This is a genomic window from Asaia prunellae JCM 25354, from assembly GCF_000613885.1.
Classification (GTDB): domain Bacteria; phylum Pseudomonadota; class Alphaproteobacteria; order Acetobacterales; family Acetobacteraceae; genus Asaia; species Asaia prunellae.
The window spans coordinates 124,457-148,545 of record NZ_BAJV01000005.1 but is presented as its reverse complement, the minus strand read 5'-3'; the positions used below and the strand labels follow the sequence as shown (position 1 = coordinate 148,545).

The window sequence follows — 24,089 nt, the reverse complement described above, 5'->3', positions numbered from 1 at the left end:
TCTTCACGGCATGGCTCCAGAAGGTCAAGAAATGCGTCATTAATGGGCTCCTCCGGCCGGGCCCTTTTTGGCTACCGGGGACAGCAGGAAACAGAACGGTACAACACAGAATGCCATGATGCCGATCACCATAAAGGTCTGGTTATAGGCCACCATGGAGACCTGCTGCATGAAGCTCTGATAATAGCTGTGCACTGCATATTGCTGGGCGGCCGAAGAGGTCATACCGGCGTCCACAGCAACCTTATGCACCGTGTTCAGATAATCCTGTCCATTGGGCTGATAATCCGAAGTCCAGTGCGCCATGAGACTCTGACGCACCTGCTTGGTCTCGGTAATCGCTGCAGTTGCCAGAGAAATAGCCAAGGAGCCTATGTAATTGCGCGACATACTGAACATGGCCGAAGCATCCGAATTCAGCTCCTTCGGCAGTGTTGAATAGGCAATGGTCGAAATCGGCACGAAGAGAAAGGCCAGCGCCGAAGTCTGCAGGATACGATATTCAACCAGATGGGCGTAGCTCGTCGTCGGCACGAGCTGTGCCGAATAGAACATGGCCACCCCCATCAGGAAGAAACCAAAGGCAATCAGATTGCGTACCTGCACAAACCCCATCAGCTTGCCGACAATGGGAATCAGACAGATGATTACCGCGCCACCCGGTGCCAGAACCTCACCTGAAATCGTCGCAGTGTAGCCCAGAACCTGCTGCGCAAATTGCGGGACAATGATTGCCGAGGCGTAAAGCAACCCGCCAACCATTGCCATCAGGAAGGTTCCGACCGCGAAGTTGCGATCCTTGAAGATTGCGAGATTCAGCAACGGATTTTTGGCCTTGAGCAACCAGATCACCGCACCGACCACACCAGCCACACCCAACGCAGCCATGGTGATGATAAAGGGCGACCCGAACCAGTCATCATCTTCACCGCGATCGGCCATGATCTCGAGGCAGCCCAGACCGAGCGAGATCAGACAGATACCGATGACGTCGACCTTCTCACGCTTCTGCTTTTCCCATGGCGGATCTTCCACAAGAGCCGAGACGCCAATGAGTGTCAGAATACCAAAGGGTACGTTGACATAGAAAATCCAGCGCCAGGAATAATTATCGACCAGATACCCCCCGAGAAGCGGACCGAGAATTGGGGCCACGATGGTCGCAATGGCCGTAAGGCCGAAAGCGGCACCACGCTTTTCAGGCGGGAAGGTGTCGAGAATAATCGATTGCTGGTTTGGCTGAAGACCACCACCAAAAAAACCCTGCATCAGACGGAAAATGATCAGCATGGGAAGGCTCGTCGACAATCCGCAAAGGAAGGACGAGACGGTAAACATGGCAATACAGATCAGGAAGTATCGCTTGCGTCCCAGCAACTTGCCGAACCACGCAGAAATGGTCAGCACGATACCGTTCGCTACCAGATAGGAAGTAAGCGCCCAGGTCGCATCGTCATAGGAACTGCCGAGCGCGCCCGAGATATGCGGAAGCGCAACATTGATGATAGTGGTGTCGAGCACCTCCATGAAAGCGCCCAGCGTCACCACCACAGCAATCAGCCAGGGGTTCGCTTTGGGCTTCCAGCTGGAGTGGTCGGTCTCGTCGCTGGACGCGTCGCTCATGGGACAGTCACCGTTGGCACGACAGAAACACCAAGCGGCAGCGGCACATTGGGATCGAGACCGCTATCGATCAGGATCTTGACCGGCACACGCTGGACGATCTTCACGAAATTACCTGTCGCGTTTTCCGGCGGGAAAGCACTGAAAGCGGCACCGGCTCCGAGCTGGATAGAATCCACATGGCCATGCAATGCAAGGTTCGGATAGGCATCAACCTCGATTTCGACCTTCTGGCCCGGACGCATCTTCTTGATCTGCGTTTCCTTGTAGTTCGCAACCACCCAGACTTCCGGCTCCACAATCGAAAACAGCTTCTGCCCCGTCTGGACAAAATCACCCTGCTCGACATTGCGCTGTGAAATCCAGCCATCATGCGGCGCACGTACTTCCGTCCAGCCAAGATTGAGCTGGGCCTGTACCAGATCAGCCTCGGCAGCCTTGAGAGCTGCGTTCTGCTGCTTCATCGTGGCTTCCTGGTTTTCAATATTCGGCTGAACTGGGGTTGATTGCTGCAATTCACCTTCTGCGCGCAGAACTTCCGCGTGGGCCTGATCAAGCGCAGCTTTCGAATAATCGATATCCTGCTGCGTTGTCGCAGCACGAGAAACACTATGCTGACGACGGTAATCAGTTTCGGCCTTGAAAAGCTGAGCCTGAGCCGAGGCAAGCGCTCCCTTGGCCGCAATCAGGCGTCCTGGGAAATTCTGCCTGGCGACTGCGACCATCTGCGTGGCCGCGGCAAGATTGGCCTCGGCCTGCGCGACACTGGCCTCGGCCTTGTGCAACGAGGCGAGATAGTCCCGGTCGTCAATCTTGACCAGCAACTGACCAGCGTGAACAAACTGGTTATCATTCACCAGCAGCTGCGTCACATAACCGTTCACATGTGGCGCAACCGCCAGCTTGCGCCCGGTCGTATAGGCATCGTCGGTCTCGATCTGATTACGTGTCAGCAACCAATATCCCAACCAGGCAACCGCCACGACAACGACAACCAGAACCAGAATAATCCGTTTCAGGGGGCTGCTTTTCTTGCCTCCCTTCTTGTCATCCTGCTTTTTCTTCTGCTCGCCATCACCCTGTGATGCGCGATTATCCTGCTCGTCGCCCTGCGCCATGTGCATCCTCTCGGCGTCGCCCCTTTTCAATAGGTGCAACGTGGTTTCTGGGTCCGTAAACCCGGCTCTGTACAGCCTGGTCTGAAAAATGACCGTTCGGTTCGGTCATGAACTAGCATAGCTGTTTGGGGCCTACAATCGCCTGTTTCAGAGAATGTCCTGCCTTGTGATCACTGACTTTCGTCCCGGCGGAAACAGCCCTGGTTTCAACCTGCTCCAATCAGTCAGGTTGCGCGAAAATCCGCTCCTCCCCAACCATCTCCCCTGCTGTTACGGGAAAGCCACAATTCCCTGACCCGGTTCTGGACAGACCAGTAGAATTGCCTACCGGAATGAAAGCGCAAAATAGAGGTCACGCCAGAGAAGCACCTGTGTCAGACTGACATGCCGCATACCCGTCGATAAGCACCATTTCTTTAATCCGCTAGTGCTCCACTATTTTTCAAGGCCGTTCATGAGTGATCTTCTGACCGTCGAAGCCGCAGAAAGACTGATCAGCGAGGCCCTGACGCCTTTTCCTGGTGAGACCATTTCCCTTGAGCACGCAGCCGGACGCATTCTCTCCCAACCAGTCAGGGCAGAGCGGTCACTGCCCCCCTATGACCGCGTGATCCTCGACGGAATTGCTGTCCGCTGGCAGGCTGGGGTCACCAGATACAGACTGGAAGGAACCCAGCCAGCAGGCCAGCCTCCCCTTTCCCTGGGCAGCGATCATACCGCCGCCATTGCTGTGATGACTGGCTCAGCCCTGCCTGAAGGCGCCGATACGGTCATCCCCCGTGAGGATTTTACCATCCGGGACGACAGCATCACCCTGTTGCCGAACGGAACAGCAAAGAGAAACCAGCATATCCATCCCGAAGGAGCCGACTGCGCCGCCGGCACCCTTCTTCTTGACGCCGGCACAAGACTGACCCCTCCTGAAATGGCCATACTGGCGGCCAATGGCGTGGCGCACCCTTTCGTCTCCGTCATTCCATCCATTGCCATCATCTCAACCGGAGACGAGCTGGTCGCCCCTGATGCACCAGTGCAGAGCTGGCAGATCCGTCGTTCGAATGAATATGCTCTTTCCGCCTCGCTTGCGCGTGCCGGCCTCACGCGACAGGCATTATACGTTGTTCCTGACGATCTGACCGTACTGAGTGATAGCCTTGCAACCTTGTTGCATCAGCATGACGTTCTGGTTCTGAGCGGCGGAGTTTCCATGGGACAGTTCGACTTCGTTCCGCAGGCTCTGGCAGCACTAGGCGTAAAATGCCTCTTCCACAAAGTGGCCCAACGCCCCGGCAAACCTTTCTGGTTCGGTCTCTCGGCCAAAGGTCAGCCGGTTTTTGCTCTCCCGGGCAATCCCGTCTCGGCTCTTGCCTGCTGCAGCCGCCATGTCATTCCTGCGCTTCTTCGGGCACAGGGTCTCGATCATTCTCCCTGTCTGTCAGGCTTGCTGCCCCCCTTTCACCTCTCTCCACCATGACCCGCTTCATTCCGGTACGCCTCGTTCACGACAGGCAGGGCGTCACTCTCGCCACGCCGCATCCAATGCCAACTTCGGGAGACTTCAACCGGCTCGGCCTGACAAACGGGCTAATTTCTCTCCGTCCGGGTGATACGCCCCTCCCTCCCGATACGGTCGTGCCTTTTTATGAATGGTAAAAAGACAGAACCGCCAAAGCCACGCGATCTTCTGGCACGCCCCTGGCACGATCTGCGTATTTCCGTGATGGATCGCTGCAATTTTCGCTGCCCCTACTGCATGCCGCAATCAGTCTTTCACGATGACTTTGCCTTTCTTGAGTCCGGACAACGCCTCGAATTTTCCGCGATAGAGCGGGTCGCCCGCATCTCGGCACGACTTGGTGTCACCAAACTGCGTCTGACCGGTGGGGAGCCCCTGCTGCGACCTGATCTCACAGCGCTCATACATCGTCTCACGGCACTGCCTGGCATAGATGACGTTGCGCTCACAACGAATGGCGTATTGCTCGACCGCCATCTTAATACCCTGCATGATGCCGGTCTTTCCCGGTTGACGATCAGCCTCGACAGTCTTGATCCGGTGGTTTTTGAACACATGAGCGGTGGGCGCGATAAGCTGGGGGCCGTACTGACCGCAATCGACAATGCTGCAAAACGTGGTTTTCCCGGCGGAATAAAGATCAACGCCATGATCCAGCGCGACGTGAATGAAGGGGATATTCTTCCCCTCGTCTCACGTTTTCGGAATACCGGCATCACGCTACGCTTTATCGAATTCATGGATGTCGGTACGCGCAACCACTGGAGACAGAGCGCTGTTGTGCCCTCTGCAATCATCCTGCAGCGGATCAACGCTCTCTATCCGGTCGAACCCCTTGCTCCTCTCTATCGTGGCGAAGTGGCACAGCGTTACCGGTTTACCGATGGCGGAGGCGAGATCGGATTCATCTCATCAGTAACGGCACCGTTCTGCGGCGATTGCTCCCGCGCGCGTCTTTCCTCGGACGGGCAGATCTATACCTGCCTTTTTGCCACTACCGGCACCGATCTGCGCCCTGCCCTCACCTCACCCGACGACGAGGCGCTTGAAGCTCTCCTTCGCCGGATCTGGCAAGGCCGCGCGGATCGCTATAGTGAGATACGCAACCCGGAACCGCAGCCAGATTCAGGCGAGCGGATTGAAATGTATTATATCGGAGGCTGAAATGGTGTCGCTGACCCATGTGGATGAAACCGGACAACGCCCCCATATGGTCGAGATCGGCGACAAGAGCGTGACCCGTCGCGAAGCCCATGCCCGCGCCATCCTCCGCTTTCCACCCGAAGTTGCGCAAAGCCTCGCTGCGTCAGGCTACATGACCAGCAAGGGAGCCGTGCTGACCGTGGCTCAGCTTGCCGGCATCATGGGCACGAAAGCGACCTCCCAGCTTATTCCGCTCTGCCATCCGCTTTCGCTTACCGGTTGCAAGGTCGAAATTACGATCGAAGGCTGCGAGGCCCTGATCGACTGCCGAGTGAAATGCGAAGGCAGGACCGGTGTTGAGATGGAAGCCCTGACTGGCGCTACCGTAGCCGCACTGACTCTTTATGACATGTGCAAGGCGCTGAGCCATGACATGGTCATCCATGATGTACGTCTCATAGGAAAAAGCGGTGGCAAACGCGATTTTGGCACGCCCTGACATGGCCCACCTGACCCTTGAATATTTCGCCCTGCTCCGCGATGAAGCTGGCTGCGCGTGCGAAGAGATCGAAACCGCTGCTCTGAGCCTTGACGCGCTTTATGAAGAACTGAAAACGCGCCACAACTTCACCTTGCCTGCCTCCCGTCTGCGCGTCGCGGTCAATGCAGCCTTCGCCCGATGGGATCATAGCCCCACTGACGGCGATCATGTCGTGTTCATTCCCCCGGTATCCGGTGGATGAGCACTTTCCTCCTGACAGAAGATCCGATTGATCCTGCGGCCTTCACGCTGGCCCTGCGCCGTGATGAAGCAGGCGGCTACTGCAGTTTCGAAGGCTGGGTCCGCAATCACAGTGATGGACAGGCTGTACTTGGCCTTGATTATCAGGCCTATCTTCCTCTCGCCGAAACTGAGGCTCTTGCTGTGCTCTCTGAGGCAGAGACCCGCTTCGACATCCTTGCAGCATCGTGCATCCATCGCATTGGCACACTGGCCATCGGCGACATGGCCGTATGGATCGGCGTTTCAGCCCCACATCGCGACGCCGCTTTCACAGCCTGCCGCTTCGTCATCGACGAAATCAAACGACGTGTACCGATCTGGAAACGCGAACGCTATGCCAGTGGCCATTCGGAATGGATCGCCTGCCATGAGATCATGGACGGGTCCTGAAAATACGCGCGGGGCTCTTGCCCTGTAGCACGTCAGACCAGACGCCAGCCAACAATGAACAGAACGGCAGCGAGAACCGTACGCTGTATGCGCTCATTCACCATACCAACGCAGAGACTGCGAGAATAATCCCTGGAATGGAGCCGCAGAGCAATGAGACCAGCATGGGAATCTTGACGGCACCAAGATACCAGTGACCCATGCCTGCAATCAGCGTCAGCGGCACAGCGTGGGCGATATCCGAGCCAACAAGACGCGCAGTGCTGAGAGAGGGATAAAGCAATATCAGTACGGTCATGCCGATAGCGCCAGCACCCACTGAGGACAGCGTGACCATGACACCCAGAACGGAACCCAGTACAACGGTGAGAATGGTCGCACTGCGGGGAGAGAGTTCTCCGGCATGGCGATGCGACCAGGCCTGAAGCTCTTTCCGGAAGAACACGCTGGGTGCGGTGATCAGCAAAGCCACACCAAGAGCCGTCGAAACCAGTCTGGTCGTGTCGTGTGACGGACTGCCGTACCAGTGCAGGAACAACAGGGCAATCAACGTGGCTGGAAGACTGCCCGCCAGCATACGCAGCACTACACGCCATTCGACCGCACCTCGATGCCCGTGCACCAGCGTACCAACAGATTTGGTAATGGCCGCATAAAGCAGATCGGTTCCCACAGCCGCCTGAGGATGAACCTTGAACAGCAGAATCAGCAAAGGCGTCATCAGGGAGCCGCCACCGACTCCCGTCATGCCCACAAGAAACCCGACCCCAAGACCGGAGAGAACGAACAGCCAATTCAGTTCGGCAAGCAGTGACATGAGAGAGCCTTGATGCGCTTCTTGGAGAATGAAACGAGACTAGGCCACACTTCTTCTCTTTAATCAACGTTCATAGTTGTTTGAATTTAATGAACGATCTCTTGTCGTTGTTATAGCCACACCGCCTTGCCTTCTTCATGCGTCCTGACGATAGTAAGGCACCATAAGATTATTGACCGGAAAGATTATGCTCGACATCCAGATCCAGGCACCGTTTCCAATCCTGAAAGGTAAAGGGGCCCCGGAATCGGAGCAGACCCTTGTCCTGCTGACCGGGCCTGATTTTGATATTGCCAATGGACCTTTGCCCATCTTGACGCGGCAACCGGCGGGGCTCTGCGTCGCGCAGCGGCAATCTCACGCTTCAAGGGACAGCGCGATCAGAACTGCGTTCTGCTTGCACCCTGCGCGGCTTTTGCACGGATCGTCCTGATCGGCTGTGGGCCGGAAGATGAGCTGGATATTCCGACCATGGAAGCTGCCGGCGGTCAGGCAGCCAAAGCCGTGCGTGACACAACCCATGCCGATCTCGCCTTTGCCGGACGCTGCGCCGCTTTTGCCGCCCACGCTGCCTATGGTGCTGCGCTTGGTCGCTACAGCTTCGACCTGTATCACACAGATGAAGCTGAAAATGCTCCCCAGCTGCAGCGCCTGCACCTTGGTGTCGAGCACCCTGAAACGGTGCAGTTAGAATGGGAGAGTCTGCGCGCTGTAGCGCAGGGGGTTTTCAGTGCGCGCAATCTCGTCAGCGAACCGCCAAATGTGCTGACGCCGCCCGAATTCGCACGACGTATCGAGGGGCTGCGTGATCTGGGTGTCGAGGTCGAGATTCTCGATGCCGCAAAATTGGCTGAACTTGGTTTTGGTGCGCTTCTTGGCGTAGCGCAGGGCAGCGATCAGGAAGCCCGCGTGGCGATCATGCGCTATCGTGGCTCCGAAGACGCGCCGCTCGCGTTTATCGGCAAAGGAGTGACCTTCGACTCAGGCGGCATTTCCATCAAGCCTGCGGCAGGCATGGATGAAATGAAGACCGATATGGGTGGAGCCGCGGCGGTTGTGGGTGCGCTGGAAGCTGTGGCCCGCCGAAAAGCCAGAACCCACGTCATCGGTGTGGTCGGACTGGTCGAGAACATGCTCTCGGGCAATGCCCAGCGCCCCGGCGATGTGGTGCGCAGCTATGCCGGCAAGACAATTGAAGTTCTCAACACCGATGCCGAGGGACGTCTCGTTCTGGCTGATGTCTTGGCCTATGCCAACAAGCGTTTCCAGCCACGGCTGATGGTCGATCTGGCTACGCTGACGGGTGCCATTGTGGTTACCTTGGCCATGTGCGCGCGGGGCTTTTCAGCAATAATAATGCTCTTGCCGCCGCACTTTTCGAAGCGGGCGAACAGACGGGAGAAGCCGTATGGCGCATGCCCATGGGTAAAGCCTATGATCGCCAGCTTCGGTCTGACATCGCCGATATGAAGAATATCACGGGCCGCCCCGGAAGCTCGATCACGGCGGCGCAGTTTCTGGCGCGCTTCGTGGGTGACACGCCCTGGGCCCATCTGGATATCGCTGGTGTTGCCTGGCGTGCGGATGCCGCACCGCAATGTCCCAAGGGGGCAACCGGTTTTGGTGTTCGTCTGCTTGATGCGCTCGTGCGCCACCACGAGGCGGAAGCTGCACAGGGTTGATGAGCGATATCGGCTTCTATCATCTGACACGTTCCACGCTGGAAGACGCCCTGCCGGCGCTCCTAGGCAGAACACTCGACGCGGGGCAACGCGCGGTCATTCGCTGTCGCGATGCCGCACAGGTCAAGCAGCTCGACGAGGCATTATGGAAAGCCAAGGCCCCCCTCTGGCTCCCTCATGGCAGCCAGAGCATGGGGCATGGTCCGCGCCAGCCCATATGGCTGACCAAGGGTGATGATGTGCCCAATGAGGCCCGCTTCCTTTTTCTGCTCGATGGCGGCCCTGACCAGGGGCTGGAGCAGTTTGACCGGATCTTTACCCTGTTTGACGGCAACGACGCTCTGGCTGTTTCCCGCGCGCGCGCGCTCTGGACGCGTGTGAAACAGGCCGGGCATAGTCTCGCCTACTGGCAGCAGCAGGAACGCGGATGGCAGAAAGCCGGGTGAGATTCGTCACGGTTTGTCTTGTTCATCACAACCTGATCATCCGCGTGATCCGGCTCGTTGCTTCTTCGTTACCTGATCACCCATCCGGACTGCGCATCGTGACGATATGAGGTGCGGCCCTCAGAGAGGATAAGTGATCATGTCACTAGATGGAAAAGTCGTGCTCGTCACTGGTGCAGCCCAGGGCATCGGACGTGGTATCGCCCTGCGCCTGGCAAAAGATGGCGCCGATATCGCCCTTGTGGACCTCAAGACAGACAAGCTGCATGGCGTCAAAAGCGAAATCGAGGCGCTGGGCCGCAAGGCCAGTGTTTTCGCGGCCGATGTGAGCGATCGCGAAACGGTTTATGCCGCTATTGACCATACAGAAAACACGCTCGGTGGCTTCGACGTGATGATCAACAATGCCGGTATCGCCCAGGTCAACCCGATCGCCGAGGTCATGCCCGAAGAAGTTGAGCGCATCATGCGTATCAATGTTCAGGGGGTGCTCTGGGGCATTCAGGCCGCCGCAGCCAAATTCAAAGCGCGCAAGCAGAAAGGCAAGATCATCAATGCCTCTTCCATCGCAGGCCATGACGGTTTTGCGATGATCGGCGTGTACTCGGCCACCAAATTTGCCGTCCGCGCCCTGACACAGGCAGCTTCGAGGGAATATGCCAGCGCTGGCATTACCGTAAACGCCTACTGCCCCGGTATTGTCGGGACGGATATGTGGGTCGAGATCGATGAGCGTTTTGCCGCGCTGACCGGCACCCCAAAAGGCGAGACCTACAAGAAATTTGTTGACGGGATTTCTCTCGGTCGCGCCCAGACGCCAGACGATGTGGCTGCACTGGTCGCTTTTCTCGCAGGCCCTGACTCAGACTACATCACAGGTCAGTCCATTCTCACAGATGGTGGGGTCGTCTATCGGTAAGAGATGGTGCAAAGGCTTCGAAAAAGGTCTTTCAGCACTCCGGCAGATTGACGGCGAGACCACCAAGGGATGTTTCCTTGTAACGGTGATTCATATCACGCCCGGTTTCGGCCATAGTCCGAATGACCTGATCGAGCGAGACCATATGGGTGCCATCACCGTTCAGGGCGAGAGAAGCCGCATTGATCGCCTTGACCGCGCCGAACGCATTGCGCTCGATACAGGGAATCTGAACGAGACCCGCTACAGGGTCACAGGTCATACCCAGATGATGCTCCATGCCGATTTCCGCAGCATCCTCGACCTGTTCGGGCGTACCACCCAGAGCAGCGGCCAGCCCCCCCGCAGCCATGGACGACGCCACACCAACCTCACCCTGACAGCCGACTTCTGCCCCCGAAATCGATGCATTCAGCTTGAAAAGTCCGCCAATAGCAGAGGCTGTCAGCAGGAGATCGCGCATGCCCTGCTGTGTTGTTGAGGCAGGCAAGGGCAGACAGTAGTCGCGGTAGTAACGCAGTACGGACGGTATAATCCCCGCGGCCCCGTTCGTAGGGGCCGTGACAACGCGCCCACCCGATGCATTTTCCTCATTCACTGCAATAGCGAACAGGCTGATCCAGTCCATGATACCATGGGCCGAACGCATATTGGCACCCTCGCGCGCACGAAGTTTCTCGTACAGGGCGTTTGCCCGACGACGCACTTTCAGGCGCCCCGGCAAGATACCCGTTTGCGTAATGCCTCGGTCAATGCAGGCCATCATGACCGCAATGACTTCATCAATATAAGCCATCACCTCATCATGCGGACGCAAGGCGCATTCATTTGCCATGACAATAGCGGCGATGCTCATATCATGCGATCTTGCCTGACTGAGCAGTTCAGCACCGCTGCTGAACGGATACGGCACCTCAGGCAAAGTATAACCTGCCGTTTCGGTCACACTTTCCGATACGATAAAGCCACCGCCTACAGAGCAGAAACGGGCACAATCCGTAATCCTGCCGTCTTCATCCAGCGCCTCGAATTGCAGGGTGTTCGGATGAACCGGCGGGATCGTCTCCTTGTCGAGCACCAGATCGAATGCCGAATCAAAAGGCAGGAGATGCTCTCCGAAAAGCACATGCTTTCTCAACTCGACCCTGGCGACAATATCGTCTGCAGCATCAGGATCAACGGTGTTGGGCAGTTCTCCACACAGGCCAAGAATAACAGCCTTGTCGGTCGCATGGCCCTGAGCGGTCCAGGCCAGCGATCCGTAAAGCGTTACCCGCAGGCGGGCCACGCCGGAAGGATCGGCCAAAGACACCATAAAGCGCTGGGCCGCCCGCATGGGCCCTACCGTATGGGAGGAAGACGGACCAATACCGACTTTGAAAAGATCGAACAGGCTGATCATGATAGTCCCGTCCTGACGCGATCGCAGGGAATGAAAACCCCGCACAGATCCTGGCAGGGAGAAGAGAAGATTGCCTGAGAGCTCTGGAAGGTTTCTGCCTCGAAAGCAACTCCGATCCAATCAAGAACGGTCGAGTATTCTTTTCATAATGACATGGTCCCGTCTTTTCAGAGACGAGACAGACTGGTGATCATCGAGACATCAACGCAGAGATGAGTGGCAATCGCCTCAGGTGTGGAAGCCGCCAGCCACTGAGGCAAGGACAGATCATGATAATGATCGGATCTGAAGATTTCCAGAATGCGCAGGGGCCTGTCTCCGTCATTGCGAATGAAATACCCCTCGGCTCTGGGAACATGGCTGACCACTCCGCTACCCAGTCGCCTGACCTGCTGGACTTCCCCCGCCGGGACACAGGTCACAGCACCTCTGCCATCAAGACAGATCTGCCAGACAGACGTGTTCAGGTGCCAGTGCAGATCAGTGCAGCAACCGGAATCAATCTCAATGAACGCGGCGGAAAGCGCATCAGGATCGCAGAACGCATCAGCCTCGATTACCCTGATATTCCCCCAATGTTTCGCCTCCGCCGCCTGATCAAGAAGGTGATGACAGAAGACGTCCTGTGATCCACCGGTTTCATGATGGCACCAGTCCTGACCAGGTTCACAAAGTGCAGCCTCTCTCCCGCCAACAAACATGACAACGCTGGCCTTCTCATCATCAAGGCCATGCAGCCAGGCTGATGCAGAAGCCGGTACACTCCAGACATCACCTTCGCTCAGGACCATGCGGCAAGGCGCCACACTTTTTTCATTACGCATCTCAAGCATTGCACGACCGAAAATAACCATTCCCCAGCCTGTTGCATCGTAACGCTCAAGCGGATCTTTTCCACCCCCACCGAGATCATGGCGTCTGACCTCTCCATCACGCGCCTTGGCCGGTACATCTGTTTTCAATCGCCGATCATCACCAGAAAATACGCTACGCATGGGGACAAGACGCGATCCCATTGTCCAGACGGAAGCCGTGCTCCGATTTTCGGAGACCGGGGCGGGCCCGTTCGCTTCGCCTGCGGTGAAAAAGCGCTGGAAAATGCGATGATCTAAAGACATTCTTTTCAGCCTCCTCCCCTGAAGCAGAAGCTGCCCTGAACCCTTGGTATGGTCAGCCTAACGCTGCCTGATCCTGCAAGAGGCAAAATTCACGTATTCGTGATAATTTATACACTTACAAGAACGAACGCAGCTCATGATCTGACGCTTCGACCTTCGGAATGAAAAGGAAATTTTCATGAAAAAGGTCCGTTTTGGCGATAGCGCCTCTGTTCCGGCACTGGGAATGGGCAGCTGGAATCTTGGGGATTCAACAGCTTCACGTAACGAGGAAATCGCCAGCTTACATATGGGGCTGGATGCAGGTCTGAGCGTGATCGATACGGCAGAAATGTATGGCAGTGGCCGTTCAGAGCACCTTGTCGGCGAAGCAATACGCAACCGGCGCAAAGAGGTTTTCCTGATCAGCAAAGTGCTGCCTTCAAATGCCAGCTTCTCAAAAACCCTGCGTAGTTGCGAGGCCTCGCTCGACCGACTCGGCACCGATTATCTCGATCTCTATCTGCTACACTGGCGGGGAAGCATTCCTCTTGAAGAGACTATCGAGGCACTGACTACCCTTAAGGCAAAAGGAATGATCCGACGCTGGGGCGTCTCCAATTTCGACACAGACGATATGAGGGAGCTGGATCTTCTGAGTTCCGACTGTGCCGCAAACCAGATACTCTATAATCTTGAGGCGCGCGGCGCCGAGTTCGATCTTCTGACGCGGGACAGGAACGCCGGGATTGTTTCGATCGCTTACTCTCCTCTTGGCCAGGGAGGTGATCTACTAGATGATCCTGTCCTGACTGATATTGCCAGGCATCATGAAACCGCGACGGGCCCCGCCAGCCCTGCCCAGATCGCTCTCGCCTGGACGCTCCGGCATCCCAACATTCTGGCTATTCCCAAAGCAGGTACCCGCACTCACATGCGCGACAATATTGCTGCCCTTGATCTGGAGCTGACCGGAAAAGAGTGCGAGCAGCTGGATAAGCGTTTTTCACCACCGCAGTACAAGACTCCCCTGGAAATGATCTGAACACTTCCCTTTCAGCGGACGAAAAGGAGTTGGCCTTTTCCTCATAGCTTCGGGGGCAGGCTCACTGTCATCAACAAAGCCCGGATCACAGGAATTGGGTCGGGATCGAAACTGCGGTAAGAAAATCTTCTCCGCTTTCCGTCATGTCAGGATGACTCCCTGTTTTCAGCCCTGCCCCTTGTTCTGCTGTTGAGCTGTCTTGTGCTGCGTCTTGCGACATCAAGACTGCCAGGCCCCTCCATCCCCCTTCTCCGACAGGCTGTTCTGGGCATTCAGGGCGTGGCGGGTTGCTGGGGTGCTCTGGCTTTGCATAAGGCCCATCTTGGTCCTCTGGCCCTTGATCCTCTCAACGCCTGCTGGATTATGCTCTGGACGCTCACACTGATAACATGCCGCCGTCATGTCGGACCGATTGGTGAGACACTTGGGGGCCTCGGCCTTCTGTGTCATGACGCTGCGCTGGCCCTGTTCTGCTTTCTTCTTTGTCTTGCCGAAGCGGCACATCAGAAAAACAGGGCGAAAAACGAACAACCTTTTCAGAACTGGCGACTGGGACTTCTGGCTCCTGCAGGATGCCTTCTGGCCATCCTCCCTGACTTTCCCGCCCTTTCCTTTCTGGCTCCTGCCGCGGGGCTGGCAACACTGCCCGCCTTTGCGGAAATGCCTCTGCTCGCCTACGCTCTTTTTGTTCCGCCCCTGATACAGGAACAGAGTGCTTTCTGGCCTGTGGCCCTCATTCTGCTTGGCAGCGGGCTCTGTCTGTTTCAACGCGTCGAAAGAACACTGGAATACTGGCCTGTCCTGCTTCTCGGTCTGATGCTCTGCGCCAGGGAAAATGGCCTGGCTGACACGGCGCTCGCCGGAGGCGAGGCCATGATACTGGCTTTGGCCCTGCAAGGACTCGATAGCAGGAACAGTGTCTTTCAGACACCCTTACCGCCTCTGGCCGGTTTTCTGCCATTCTGGCTTGGGCTGCATGTTATCAACGGCCTGAGCAGCCTTTCTCCCGCCTGGACAGCAGGAGCCGTGATCCTGAGCCTTCTGCTTGGCCTTCTCATGGTGCGGGGCTGGCTCGCAATCTGGCGCCATTTCACACAGGCTGTGATCGTGCACGATCACAGATTGCTGACGACGGTCACTGCTGGACTGTGCCTGTCAATCTGTCCCGGCCTGCTGCTGGGTATTCTCCATGATACGGCTCTCGACCTAGCAGGAGCAGGCCCGGATGTCTGGAGGGCCTGGCCGATCTGGTCTGTCGCCGGAGGAGACGGCTGTTTCTGGTATCCTGCTCTCGTTTTTCTGATACCAGCCCTCATCGCCCCTGCTTTCGTGACCTACCTGCCTCCATGACCAGCGTCCTGCCGCACTGGCCCTCGCCGGAACTCAGGCCTCGCCTGCCCTGGGGGATGAAACGGTCCCTGACCCGTCTGCGCGCTCGCGGGCTTGCCCTGCGTCATGGCATGCAACGCCTGACGACTGCGGGCTTGCCTTTCGAACCGGCCCTTCCGCCACGTCAGGCCACTTCTCCCCTGCTGCGTCAGACCCTGGCACTCTGGCTGCTTCTTCTCGCCGGAGCGCTGGCCTGGCTGGGCTGGGCTGCATGATTGTTTCCCTTGCCATTACGCTGGCCATCACACTGGGCCAGATGCTTTGCCTGGCAATCATCGCCCCGTTTCTGACTGATCTCGAACAGGGACTGCAGGGCCTTGGTGCAGGCCGGAATGGCACAGCTCCCGGCTGGCGCTGGCGGCATCTGTATCGGGGCTGGCAACGATACAGCCGTATTCCTGCCCTGTCCTGGTTCGGCTTGTGCGCCGTATGGCTTGCCATGGCCGGGCTACCCCTTGCCAGCGCACATTCTCTTTTCTCCTTTCTCTCGGAACCTCTTGCCTGCGGGGTCTTGCTGATCCTTTCCTGTATTCCTGCCTGGATAATGGCGCTTCAGAGCGCGCCTACCCGTCTGATCGCCCTGCGCGTTCGTGCCTCAATGAGTTGGCTGGGGCGCGACCTGCTCTTCCTCGTCCCCCTTCTTGCCCTGACCGGCACCCTGATCTCGATCGGCCTCCCCGGGGCCGGCACATTGACCGGATTGTTGCAACAACGTGTTCTGCAGCCCGCACCGGCTCTGCTCGGCGGACTGGTTTTTGTTGCAGCAGCCCTTCTGCTTGTGCTCAGCTGGCGCTTCCTGTGCGATAACTGGCATGAAGAACTGATTGCCTCGACCACGGGGCGTCACCGCGCCCTGCTCCGCTACAGCCATGACCTTTCAGCCTGTTGCTGGTATCTGCTGATCGCCGATCTAGTCTGGCCGGACTCAGTTGACACAGGGACCCATCCACCGGGGGGGCTGATCATGCTCTGGTGCATTGCCGCTCCGGCGAAACTTGCCTTCATGGCTGCTCTTGCTACCGGATGGCGCGCCTGTCGCCCCCTGCCTGCCGCGCGTCTGGCTCTGGTACTGAGCGGCGCTGCGATCCTGCTGGTTCTGGCAGGAAGACTCGCGGCATGACGGTATTGCTTGGACTTACCCTGCTGATTGCGCTCGGGGCTATCGGTCGTGACAGTCGCATCCTGCCTTTTCATGGCACCTGCGCTGCGGCCTGCGTCTCGGTCATCGGTCATGGCGCCCCGGCCGTGGCCGCGCTCATTCTGCTTCCCCTCCTCAATGGAGCAGGGTGGATGGTGCTGCGTTCCCATATTGCCTGGCGATCGGGGGATCTGCGCGAAAGGCGGGCCATCCAGCAAGCTGCGGGGTTCGCCCTGTGCGCTGCCATAGGGCTCATGCTGCTTACCGCACTGGCAGCGATACCAGGTCTGCCAGTGCTGATCTGTATCGGCATCGTTCTTTCCGGCCTATGCGCGGCAGCGCTCCCGGCACCATTGCTTCAACTTGTCGGGCTGCTCTGTGCCCTGAATGGCCTGTTATTGCTTGGTGGCTACAGCCAGAGCTGGCCGCTTGTTCTCGGGACGACACTGGTCTGGACAGGATTACTGGCTCTGGGAGGCTGGCTCATGCCGAAACTTGCCTGGCTCCGTACCGAGGGGTCGCGAAATGGCTGAGACCCTGCATCAGATCGCCGTCTTCCTGATTCCGACCTGGCCGCTTCTGGCAGCATGTCTCCTTGCTCTCATGCCCGAGGCACAGGCCGGGCGCTCAGCACGGCTCTTCGCGCTGTCAGGGCTCTTGCTGACCGTGCTGCTCGATCCGTTTCTGGCAGGACAGGATCTTCTGTCGCGCTGGACTTGCCTTCTGGCAGGATCCGTCCCGTTTCTTTCCTGGCAGGAACATGAAAAGCGCCTCGCTCTCTGCCTCAATTTTATGGCCAGTTTCGCCATTATGCTGGCGCTCAGCGTGCATACGCTTCTGCCGGTTACCTGCCTCACTGCCTGCGCCGCGCTGATACTGGCCCTGCGTGAAACACTGGTTACGACACGCGCCAGACAGGCCTGGGAATCAATGCGTCTGCGTCTTGCGGGCGTTGTTCTGGCCCTGCTTGGTACGAGCCTGACCACCCTCATTCCTGATCCGGCCATACTCCGTCTTGGTGATCTGTTTCTTTCTGTTGGCCTCTGTCTCATGGCGGGACTTGGTCTGCCCGTCACCACGAGAGAACAGTCAGGAATCAATGAACGCGGTACAACCCTTCTGGATATGCTGCTCTGCCTGAGCGTCGTGGCACTGATGCTCCGTCTTCCTGAGCGTGAAACCACTCATATGGTGCTGGTTCTTGCAGGATTGGCGGGACTTTGGCTGTGCATCATGACACGGCAGGATGGCCCCCGTCCGCTCGTGGCATTATCCATCATTGCCGCAACCCTGCCCAATGGGGTCTTGCCTGCACTACTCCTTCTGAGCAGCGGACTTGTTCTCGCCGCGCATCCGGCAATCGACAGATCCATGCGATGCTGGATCCTGTCAGGTCTCCCCCCCTGGCCGGGCTTTGCCGCATGTTGTGCGATCGTGAGCGGTTTGTTTGACACAGGTGCAATCCCGGCACTGCTGTGCCTTCTGGCACTCGGCCTTCTGGCCAGCCGTGCCCGTCTGGGCATTACTATCCCTGCGACATGGCAGGACAGGGCCATACTGGGCAGTCTGTTTGTACTCGGGCTGGCCTCGCCTTTTCTGCTGATGCTGCCCGTTTCTTTCTGGTCCCTGCACTGGAGAGCCCCATGAGCATGGTGCGACATATCAGGCAGGGCGAACATCTGGCCCCGCATCATTACGGTCTGGACGAGCCTCAGTGGCGCGCCATGATTAACGCCACCCCCGGCTGGTTCATTGCCCACTGGTGTGATGACAGCCGGGCCCATGCGCTGTTTCTCGACCAGGAAACACCGCTGCTGGTCAGCACGCCCCTTATAGATGGGCGGTATTTTGCCCTTTCCGCCACTATTCCCGCAGCCTCATGGCCAGAACGTATGGCCCAGGATCTCTGGGGCTGCCTTCCCCTTGGGGCTGCCGAAACCGAACCAGCGCTCGATCATGGTGGCTGGGCCAGCATTTCCCCCCTGTCACAACGCTCCGTTCCCTCAGATCATACCCCTCCCGATACGGGATTCCGTGAAGGGCTGCACAGCGATATGGCGCCTCTGGCCTGGGGGGCCAGAAAGATTATGCCTGGCGGCGCTCATACCGGTCTCATGCAGCATGTTCATGGCAGAAAACCAGAAGAGGCTCTGAAGATCATCGGGCGTAGTACTTCAGCAGCCTTTGTGTCAGCCCCACTGGCCTACTCCCGTGCCGTGGAACAGGCTCTCGGACTTGTACCTTCAGACGCGGTGCGAGATGCACGTACCATTCTGGCAGAAATAGAACGTATTACCGTACACTGCCGCGATATAGCCCTGATGGCACGTCTGACGGGATTTTCACTTCTCGACACGCATGCTTCACTCGCTGAAGATCTCTGTGCCGAACTCTGTGCCCAGCATGGCGCCTCACGTCGCCTGATCGATGCCATCAGTCCTGAAGGCATCGCAGCCGGAATTGATATCTGCCCTCTTGCCCATGCAGTTCATGACGCGATGATGCCGCGTCTGCCGATACTGGAAGGATTGCACGGCCAAATGGCAGAAATGCTGGAAGGGCTCGGTGTGATTACTGCCTCCACGGCCGAACGCTTTTGTCTTGGCGGACTGATCGGACGCGCCTCGGGTCGTTCTTTCGACCTGCGTCAGCTTGAGGACGACCGGCGCCATGTGCCGGGGCGGGCAGGATCACGTCTCGCCGGGGATGGCTGGGCCCGCCAGTCCCTGCGCCTCGACGAGATAAGGGACTCTTTGCGTCGGATAGAACGTATTGCCAGCCAGTTCGCTTCTCCCCTTCCCCTGCCCCCCCCACCCCGACCGGCTCCGGCGAGGGCATAGGTGCCGCAGAAGGGCCACATGGTGATCTGTGGTGCTGGGTGCGCCTCCAGAACTCCCGCCTTGAGAGCATCATGCTGCGCGATCCGGCTCTGGCAACGCTGTCTGTTCTTCCTGCTCTCCTTCAGAATAGGTGGGAAGACAGGCTGGTTCTGGCATCTCTCGGCTATGATCCCGGCGGAGCCGAACAGTAAGTCACGTCTCGACCGCAAGTTCTCTTTCTGCTGGCTTGGCTATCTGTTCGACAGCCGCTGTCCCGCTGGTTTCTTTCATCGGACGAAGAGAACAGCTGATGGCACGCCAGAGGCGTGTCACGAACATGACAGAACTGCTGAATACCGTGGCATAACAGGCCCCCCTGAGAGACCAGGCCGCTGTCAGCCCGTAGAGAACCGGAAAATAGACAAGTGTAATCCAGGTACGATTCGCCATCAGGAACCCGATCTGCCCCATAACGGTCAGAAGTGGTTCGAGCGGTACAACAAGCAGGGTCAGAACAGCCGAAACAAGCATGACCGAGATGTAATAAGTCGTCCCATGCAGATGAATATGCAGCATAAGCGCAAAAATGCGTCCGCCGAAAAACGCGGAAACAATCAGCAGCGCCACAGAAACCCCGCAAAGCATGGCGAAGATTTTCCAGGTCAGCCGCTTCAGACCGGCCCAATCCTGGCGATCACGCATCTTGACCAGCTCGGGATAAAGAACAGGTGACAGCATCTGGGCAGGCGTCACGATGCCATCAGCAATCTGGCGACAGATACGAAATACGGCCGCTTCAGCAGAGCCCAGAAGCGAACCGACCACCAGCGTACTGATATGTCCTGATACAGCCCCCAGAGTCTGATTGATGCTCGTCGAACGGGTGAATGCCCACATACCCGGCAACTGCCAGCGCCACCCCGTCAGTACATCACGCCAGTGCAGACGCAGGCCGATTTTCTGACGCAATGTCGCCAGCGCAAAAAACAGGAAGAGCCCGTAATCCAGCAAGACTGCACCGGCCCAGATCAGGACAAAAAACCCTAGATGGAGATGAAGGGCAAAACCCAGCGCTGTTCCTGCCGTGCGGAAAACAGCGGTTATCGTATCGCTGACCGGCACAAGATGAAAACGGTCTGTCAGACGCAGAACCCCGTTGCTCCAGCCCGTATACATGAACGGACTGACAAACGCATAACCATAGGCCAGCGAGGTAACCCAAGGGGTCCAGTGAGCAATATGGCTGTAGAGTGCAACGCTGATGAGACCGATTGAAACGGCAGCGACCGCCGAGAGCAGATCCAGCCTTATGCAGAACCCCAGAATCTGACGCAACAGAGCGAGATCATGAGAGGCGTAGGGCTCATTACCGAATCGGATGAGCGTCTGCCATGACTGCATACGCGAGAATGTCGACGCCATGATGCCCAGGGAATGGATCAGGATCAGCAAGCCGAACTGCCCCAGCCCGAGCCCTCGAACGGCAAAGGCAATATAGGCAAAGCTGCAAAGCGCCGTGGCGATGCGTCCCAGTGTCAGAAAACTGACATTATGGACGATCCGTCTGGCAGCTGAGATATGTTTCGGCATGAAGGGGTTTTGAACGCCCTGTCCGGAAATGGAAAGGGATGGGGCGCAAAAACCTGCGTCGTTTCCGGTTCACCCGGACTTGTGACCGCCCGAGAGGACGCTATCTCTGACAGGAGCCGGTCTCTCTCGTTGTAGTGATCCTGACAAACTGCCTGCATCCTCGAGGTCTCATGAATCTTCCTCTCCACCGCGCGCCTTTCCCGGCCTCCATGGCTGTCGAGGTGGATCCTGCCCGTTTTGCATCGCCTCATCTTGTCGCCCTGAATGAGGCTCTTGCCACCGAACTCGGCTTCTCGCCTGACTGGTTGAGATCGCCCGAGGGCGTGGCCCTTCTCAGTGGCCAGACGCATATCAAGGGTGTGCCAGCCATGGCACAGGCCTATGCCGGACACCAGTTCGGGCAGTTCGTGCCCCAGCTCGGCGATGGCCGCGCGCATCTGCTCGGCATTGTAACCGATCATGCAGGGCAGGTTCACGACATGCAGCTCAAGGGTTCCGGACCGACACCATTCTCACGACGGGGCGACGGACTGGCGGCACTTGGTCCTGTACTGCGGGAATATCTGGTGAGTGAGGCCATGGCAGCACTGGGCGTACCAACAACACGCGCACTGGCTGCCGTCACGACCGGAGAAACGGTCTGGCGGGACAGGCCGCAGCCTGGTGCGGTTCTCACACGTATCGCGTCAAGCCATCTGCGCGTTGGAACATTCCAGTATTTTGCTGCACGCGAGGACCGTGAGTCGCTGGAGTTTCTCTGCGCTCTTGCCATAGAGCGCCATGTCCCTTCAGCACATGACTGCGAAAACCCGATCCGGGCACTCTACGAAAGCGTGGTGGCCAGACAGGCCCGCCTCATCGCGCACTGGATGAGCCTCGGTTTTGTACATGGGGTCATGAATACGGATAACATGACGTTGTCGGGAGAGACCATCGATTACGGTCCCTGCGCTTTTCTTGACATCTATCGTCATGACAAGGTGTTCAGCTCGATCGACCATAACGGGCGTTACGCTTATGTCAATCAGCCACGTCTTGCAGGATGGAACCTCGCCCGTCTGGCAGAAACACTCCTGCCTTTTTTTGATCCGGATGAAAACCGTGCCCTGACTTGGGCACAGGAAGCGCTTGGCCGTTTCCAGGATCTCTATCAGGAAGCCTGGCTGGCACGGATGCGCCCCAAACTGGGCCTGACCGCCAGTGAGACACAGGACAAGGCACTGATTGAGACGCTGTTGCAGATCATGGAAAAAGACAGAATGGACTGGACGCTCAGCTTCCGCCGTCTGGCCCGAAACGACTCACTGGTCGAGCCAACGTCATCCGAGGCACTGCTGGACTGGATGATGGAGTGGCAGGCACGTCGTGATCGGGAACCTGTTCCGGCGGAGAGGCAATATGCCCTGATGCGTCAGAGCAACCCTGCCGTGATCGCCCGCAATCATCGTGTAGCTGAAGCCATTACCTCAGCCGAGAACGGTGATTTTACTGTTTTCGAGAACCTTCTCCAGCGTCTGCGCCACCCATTCGCAGATGACAGCACCTATGAAATGCCTCCCCTGCCCGAACAGATCGTGCATGCAACATTCTGCGGCACCTGATCGAGTGTTCATTCACCCTGCTGGCGCCCCGTTCACGGTTCTTTGAATTTATAAGTAACAAACTAAATATAATAATAATTTATGATTCGACTCCAGAACGGAGTCAATTTATGAAAGTTTTTTGCAGTAATTGGTTCTATATATACGGGATATTATCATACCTTTTTCTTCTGTGCTGGTTTTCAGGTCTGGCCCTGAATCCTCCCGCACAGCCTGAACGCCTATGGTACGTCTGTTTATGGATTGGTACATTTTTAGTGGCATTTCTTACATGTTACCGCCCTTGCTCACCAAAAAGAACATTTCTCCGCTGCCTAACCCTTGGCGGTTCTGCGCTCTGGCTGGCACAAGCGACCTTGCCAGGTGTGTCTTCGGGACTACCAGCTCATACACGCTGGCTCAGGACTGCAGAGGTCTGCCTTGTATTAATCTGTGAAGGTACCATTCTGGTTGCCATTCTGCGCGTGAGCTTTGGCCGTGATTGCGATCCACGTTCTCTTGAAGCCCATGGTATCCCATCGGTCCTGGCTCGCCTCATGATTGCTGAAGCCCGTTTTTGGCGACATGTCCTGAGAAGACTGAACAGAAAATGATACCTATGCCTGCTTCGGTCAGGAAAAAAGGAATACGCCTGATTATGAGATATCGTCCCTTCGGCTTCATACTTGCATTCTGTGTGCTTTCCTCTTCTGAAGCCCATGCAGAAACACACATGACAGCCGCCCCAGCCACGCAGGCTTTTTCAATCATCATCGAAGGACACGGGCCGGATATCATTCTCATCCCGGGACTGGCATCGTCTCGTTCGGTCTGGCGTGATCTCGCAACTCGGCTCAAGGCGCATTACCGTCTACATCTTGTGCAACTGGCTGGCTTTGCAGGAGAACCCACACAAAAAGACGCTTCTGATCAGGTCATGATACCCGTTGCCTCTGCCCTGTCGCGTTATATCGCTACCCGGCATCTTCAGGCGCCGACAGTAATCGGCCATTCCCTCGGCGGAGCTCTGGCCCTGATGGTAGCCAGCGAACACCCGGATCAGATCGGCAAGGTCGTCATAGTCGATGCCCTGCCCTTCTACCCCCTGATCTATAATCCTCTGGCGACGAGGGAAACAATGCTGCCGCAAGCCGAAGCGTATAAACGCGCAATAGTGCAGGAACAGCCTGAAAGCCAGCGTGAGGCCATCGAGAAACAGACCATCGCGAGACTGGTCAAGACCGAAGCTGCCCGCCCGGCGCTGGTCGAGGCAGGGCTGAAATCAGACAAAAAAACCGTAGCCAACGCACTTTATGACGACATGACAACCGATCTGCGGCCTGCATTGTCGAAAATCACCGCGCCGGTAAGCGTGATTTATGCCTATGATTCGAGCTACGGAATCCCGTCTTCGATGGTTGATACGCTTTATCGCACGGCCTATGGCACAACGCCTCATGTCCATTTCGAACGCATTGATGGCAGCTATCATTTCGTCATGATCGACCAGCCGGAGAAATTTGGCCACGCCGTTGAGGCGGCTCTTCAGGCAACACCCTGAAAACCGCCTATTCCGAAACGATACAGACGG

23 protein-coding genes and 2 pseudogenes are annotated in these 24,089 nt (G+C 57.3%); 19 read left to right on the top strand and 6 right to left on the bottom strand.

Annotated features, from left to right (window positions below):
- Positions 1 to 39 precede the first annotated feature (39 nt).
- Positions 40 to 1,623, bottom strand: a complete 1,584-nt coding sequence (locus JCM25354_RS05715) for a DHA2 family efflux MFS transporter permease subunit (RefSeq protein ID WP_025885306.1) — start codon at positions 1,621 to 1,623, stop codon at positions 40 to 42.
- Complete coding sequence (locus JCM25354_RS05710) at positions 1,620 to 2,741, bottom strand: HlyD family secretion protein (RefSeq protein WP_025885305.1); 1,122 nt, start codon at positions 2,739 to 2,741, stop codon at positions 1,620 to 1,622. Before JCM25354_RS05710 ends, JCM25354_RS05715 begins: the two co-directional genes overlap by 4 nt.
- 454 nt (positions 2,742 to 3,195) lie before the next feature.
- Here JCM25354_RS05710 and JCM25354_RS16985 point away from each other — a divergent pair, with 454 nt between their 5' ends.
- From JCM25354_RS16985 to JCM25354_RS05685, 6 genes are read left to right on the top strand one after another with little or no spacing between them, the layout of a single operon-like run.
- A complete protein-coding gene (locus tag JCM25354_RS16985) occupies positions 3,196 to 4,215 on the top strand; it encodes a molybdopterin molybdotransferase MoeA (protein ID WP_148301412.1) in 1,020 nt (339 codons plus the stop codon).
- The gene (locus tag JCM25354_RS21020; RefSeq protein ID WP_148301411.1) at positions 4,212 to 4,394 is read left to right on the top strand and encodes a hypothetical protein; all 183 of its coding nucleotides are present in this window, start codon (positions 4,212 to 4,214) and stop codon (positions 4,392 to 4,394) included. The genes JCM25354_RS16985 and JCM25354_RS21020 overlap by 4 nt, the downstream gene beginning before the upstream one ends.
- On the top strand, positions 4,384 to 5,421 hold the full coding sequence (gene moaA / locus JCM25354_RS05700) for a GTP 3',8-cyclase MoaA (protein ID WP_025885304.1): 1,038 nt from the start codon (positions 4,384 to 4,386) through the stop codon (positions 5,419 to 5,421). The genes JCM25354_RS21020 and moaA overlap by 11 nt, the downstream gene beginning before the upstream one ends.
- Before the next feature lies 1 nt (position 5,422).
- Complete coding sequence (moaC, locus tag JCM25354_RS05695; RefSeq protein ID WP_025885303.1) at positions 5,423 to 5,899, top strand: cyclic pyranopterin monophosphate synthase MoaC; 477 nt, start codon at positions 5,423 to 5,425, stop codon at positions 5,897 to 5,899.
- Positions 5,871 to 6,143: a MoaD/ThiS family protein gene (locus JCM25354_RS05690; RefSeq protein ID WP_243443923.1), complete on the top strand. Its 273-nt coding sequence runs from the start codon at positions 5,871 to 5,873 to the stop codon at positions 6,141 to 6,143. Before moaC ends, JCM25354_RS05690 begins: the two co-directional genes overlap by 29 nt.
- Positions 6,140 to 6,574 (top strand): molybdenum cofactor biosynthesis protein MoaE, encoded by a 435-nt coding sequence (locus tag JCM25354_RS05685; RefSeq protein WP_025885301.1) that lies wholly within the window; start codon positions 6,140 to 6,142, stop codon positions 6,572 to 6,574. Before JCM25354_RS05690 ends, JCM25354_RS05685 begins: the two co-directional genes overlap by 4 nt.
- A gap of 32 nt (positions 6,575 to 6,606) precedes the next feature.
- Here JCM25354_RS05685 and JCM25354_RS16980 read toward each other — a convergent pair.
- A pseudogene (locus JCM25354_RS16980) lies at positions 6,607 to 7,391 on the bottom strand (sulfite exporter TauE/SafE family protein).
- Positions 7,392 to 7,694: 303 nt separating this feature from the next.
- Here JCM25354_RS16980 and JCM25354_RS16975 point away from each other — a divergent pair.
- The 3 genes and pseudogenes from JCM25354_RS16975 to JCM25354_RS05665 form a co-directional block, all read left to right on the top strand.
- Positions 7,695 to 9,073, top strand: a pseudogene (locus JCM25354_RS16975) (leucyl aminopeptidase); the annotation flags it as partial.
- Positions 9,073 to 9,519 (top strand): DNA polymerase III subunit chi, encoded by a 447-nt coding sequence (locus tag JCM25354_RS05670; protein WP_025885300.1) that lies wholly within the window; start codon positions 9,073 to 9,075, stop codon positions 9,517 to 9,519. The pseudogene JCM25354_RS16975 and the gene JCM25354_RS05670, both read left to right, overlap by 1 nt.
- A gap of 139 nt (positions 9,520 to 9,658) precedes the next feature.
- Positions 9,659 to 10,438 (top strand): acetoin reductase, encoded by a 780-nt coding sequence (locus JCM25354_RS05665; protein WP_035446828.1) that lies wholly within the window; start codon positions 9,659 to 9,661, stop codon positions 10,436 to 10,438.
- 31 nt (positions 10,439 to 10,469) lie between these two features.
- Here JCM25354_RS05665 and JCM25354_RS05660 read toward each other — a convergent pair whose 3' ends face one another.
- Both JCM25354_RS05660 and JCM25354_RS05655 read right to left on the bottom strand, forming a co-directional pair.
- Complete coding sequence (locus JCM25354_RS05660; protein ID WP_025885298.1) at positions 10,470 to 11,840, bottom strand: L-serine ammonia-lyase; 1,371 nt, start codon at positions 11,838 to 11,840, stop codon at positions 10,470 to 10,472.
- A gap of 167 nt (positions 11,841 to 12,007) precedes the next feature.
- Complete coding sequence (locus tag JCM25354_RS05655; RefSeq protein WP_025885297.1) at positions 12,008 to 12,958, bottom strand: cupin domain-containing protein; 951 nt, start codon at positions 12,956 to 12,958, stop codon at positions 12,008 to 12,010.
- Between the two features lie 178 nt (positions 12,959 to 13,136).
- On the opposite strand from JCM25354_RS05655, the gene JCM25354_RS05650 reads away from it, so the two are divergent.
- From JCM25354_RS05650 to JCM25354_RS21335, 8 genes are all read left to right on the top strand, one after another.
- Positions 13,137 to 13,982 carry an aldo/keto reductase gene (locus JCM25354_RS05650; RefSeq protein WP_025885296.1) on the top strand — a complete coding sequence of 282 codons (846 nt, stop codon included), beginning with the start codon at positions 13,137 to 13,139 and terminating at the stop codon, positions 13,980 to 13,982.
- 189 nt (positions 13,983 to 14,171) lie between these two features.
- Positions 14,172 to 15,332 (top strand): hypothetical protein, encoded by a 1,161-nt coding sequence (locus JCM25354_RS05645; protein ID WP_025885295.1) that lies wholly within the window; start codon positions 14,172 to 14,174, stop codon positions 15,330 to 15,332.
- A complete protein-coding gene (locus JCM25354_RS05640; RefSeq protein ID WP_148301410.1) occupies positions 15,329 to 15,586 on the top strand; it encodes a hypothetical protein in 258 nt (85 codons plus the stop codon). The genes JCM25354_RS05645 and JCM25354_RS05640 overlap by 4 nt, the downstream gene beginning before the upstream one ends.
- Positions 15,583 to 16,491 (top strand): hypothetical protein, encoded by a 909-nt coding sequence (locus tag JCM25354_RS05635; RefSeq protein ID WP_025885293.1) that lies wholly within the window; start codon positions 15,583 to 15,585, stop codon positions 16,489 to 16,491. The genes JCM25354_RS05640 and JCM25354_RS05635 overlap by 4 nt, the downstream gene beginning before the upstream one ends.
- Positions 16,488 to 17,042, top strand: a complete 555-nt coding sequence (locus tag JCM25354_RS05630; RefSeq protein ID WP_025885292.1) for a hypothetical protein — start codon at positions 16,488 to 16,490, stop codon at positions 17,040 to 17,042. The genes JCM25354_RS05635 and JCM25354_RS05630 overlap by 4 nt, the downstream gene beginning before the upstream one ends.
- Positions 17,035 to 18,156 carry a hypothetical protein gene (locus tag JCM25354_RS05625; protein WP_025885291.1) on the top strand — a complete coding sequence of 374 codons (1,122 nt, stop codon included), beginning with the start codon at positions 17,035 to 17,037 and terminating at the stop codon, positions 18,154 to 18,156. Before JCM25354_RS05630 ends, JCM25354_RS05625 begins: the two co-directional genes overlap by 8 nt.
- Positions 18,153 to 19,349, top strand: coding sequence for an NADH-quinone oxidoreductase subunit D-related protein (locus tag JCM25354_RS16970; protein ID WP_051537242.1), 1,197 nt, complete (start codon positions 18,153 to 18,155; stop codon positions 19,347 to 19,349). The genes JCM25354_RS05625 and JCM25354_RS16970 overlap by 4 nt, the downstream gene beginning before the upstream one ends.
- Positions 19,350 to 19,387: 38 nt before the next feature.
- Positions 19,388 to 19,540, top strand: a complete 153-nt coding sequence (locus JCM25354_RS21335) for a hypothetical protein (protein ID WP_159103458.1) — start codon at positions 19,388 to 19,390, stop codon at positions 19,538 to 19,540.
- Between the two features lies 1 nt (position 19,541).
- On the opposite strand, the gene JCM25354_RS05615 is transcribed toward JCM25354_RS21335, so the two are convergent.
- A complete protein-coding gene (locus tag JCM25354_RS05615) occupies positions 19,542 to 20,918 on the bottom strand; it encodes a lipopolysaccharide biosynthesis protein (protein WP_025885290.1) in 1,377 nt (458 codons plus the stop codon).
- 170 nt (positions 20,919 to 21,088) lie between these two features.
- On the opposite strand from JCM25354_RS05615, the gene JCM25354_RS05610 reads away from it, so the two are divergent.
- Positions 21,089 to 22,519, top strand: coding sequence for a protein adenylyltransferase SelO (locus JCM25354_RS05610; protein WP_035446874.1), 1,431 nt, complete (start codon positions 21,089 to 21,091; stop codon positions 22,517 to 22,519).
- A 637-nt stretch (positions 22,520 to 23,156) separates the two neighbouring features.
- Complete coding sequence (locus tag JCM25354_RS05600; protein WP_025885288.1) at positions 23,157 to 24,059, top strand: alpha/beta fold hydrolase; 903 nt, start codon at positions 23,157 to 23,159, stop codon at positions 24,057 to 24,059.
- Positions 24,060 to 24,089: the final 30 nt, after the last annotated feature.

Excerpts from the sequence above, each read along its gene's own strand:
- JCM25354_RS05715 (WP_025885306.1), bottom strand. The coding sequence starts at position 1,623 with ATGAGCGACGCGTCCAGCGACGAGACCGACCACTCCAGCTGGAAGCCC.
- JCM25354_RS05710 (WP_025885305.1), bottom strand. The coding sequence starts at position 2,741 with ATGGCGCAGGGCGACGAGCAGGATAATCGCGCATCACAGGGTGATGGC.
- JCM25354_RS16985 (WP_148301412.1), top strand. The coding sequence starts at position 3,196 with ATGAGTGATCTTCTGACCGTCGAAGCCGCAGAAAGACTGATCAGCGAG.
- JCM25354_RS21020 (WP_148301411.1), top strand. The coding sequence starts at position 4,212 with ATGACCCGCTTCATTCCGGTACGCCTCGTTCACGACAGGCAGGGCGTC.
- moaA (WP_025885304.1), top strand. The coding sequence starts at position 4,384 with ATGAATGGTAAAAAGACAGAACCGCCAAAGCCACGCGATCTTCTGGCA.
- moaC (WP_025885303.1), top strand. The coding sequence starts at position 5,423 with ATGGTGTCGCTGACCCATGTGGATGAAACCGGACAACGCCCCCATATG.
- JCM25354_RS05685 (WP_025885301.1), top strand. The coding sequence starts at position 6,140 with ATGAGCACTTTCCTCCTGACAGAAGATCCGATTGATCCTGCGGCCTTC.
- JCM25354_RS05670 (WP_025885300.1), top strand. The coding sequence starts at position 9,073 with ATGAGCGATATCGGCTTCTATCATCTGACACGTTCCACGCTGGAAGAC.
- JCM25354_RS05665 (WP_035446828.1), top strand. The coding sequence starts at position 9,659 with ATGTCACTAGATGGAAAAGTCGTGCTCGTCACTGGTGCAGCCCAGGGC.
- JCM25354_RS05660 (WP_025885298.1), bottom strand. The coding sequence starts at position 11,840 with ATGATCAGCCTGTTCGATCTTTTCAAAGTCGGTATTGGTCCGTCTTCC.
- JCM25354_RS05655 (WP_025885297.1), bottom strand. The coding sequence starts at position 12,958 with ATGTCTTTAGATCATCGCATTTTCCAGCGCTTTTTCACCGCAGGCGAA.
- JCM25354_RS05650 (WP_025885296.1), top strand. The coding sequence starts at position 13,137 with ATGAAAAAGGTCCGTTTTGGCGATAGCGCCTCTGTTCCGGCACTGGGA.
- JCM25354_RS05640 (WP_148301410.1), top strand. The coding sequence starts at position 15,329 with ATGACCAGCGTCCTGCCGCACTGGCCCTCGCCGGAACTCAGGCCTCGC.
- JCM25354_RS05635 (WP_025885293.1), top strand. The coding sequence starts at position 15,583 with ATGATTGTTTCCCTTGCCATTACGCTGGCCATCACACTGGGCCAGATG.
- JCM25354_RS05630 (WP_025885292.1), top strand. The coding sequence starts at position 16,488 with ATGACGGTATTGCTTGGACTTACCCTGCTGATTGCGCTCGGGGCTATC.
- JCM25354_RS05625 (WP_025885291.1), top strand. The coding sequence starts at position 17,035 with ATGGCTGAGACCCTGCATCAGATCGCCGTCTTCCTGATTCCGACCTGG.
- JCM25354_RS16970 (WP_051537242.1), top strand. The coding sequence starts at position 18,153 with ATGAGCATGGTGCGACATATCAGGCAGGGCGAACATCTGGCCCCGCAT.
- JCM25354_RS05615 (WP_025885290.1), bottom strand. The coding sequence starts at position 20,918 with ATGCCGAAACATATCTCAGCTGCCAGACGGATCGTCCATAATGTCAGT.
- JCM25354_RS05610 (WP_035446874.1), top strand. The coding sequence starts at position 21,089 with ATGAATCTTCCTCTCCACCGCGCGCCTTTCCCGGCCTCCATGGCTGTC.
- JCM25354_RS05600 (WP_025885288.1), top strand. The coding sequence starts at position 23,157 with ATGAGATATCGTCCCTTCGGCTTCATACTTGCATTCTGTGTGCTTTCC.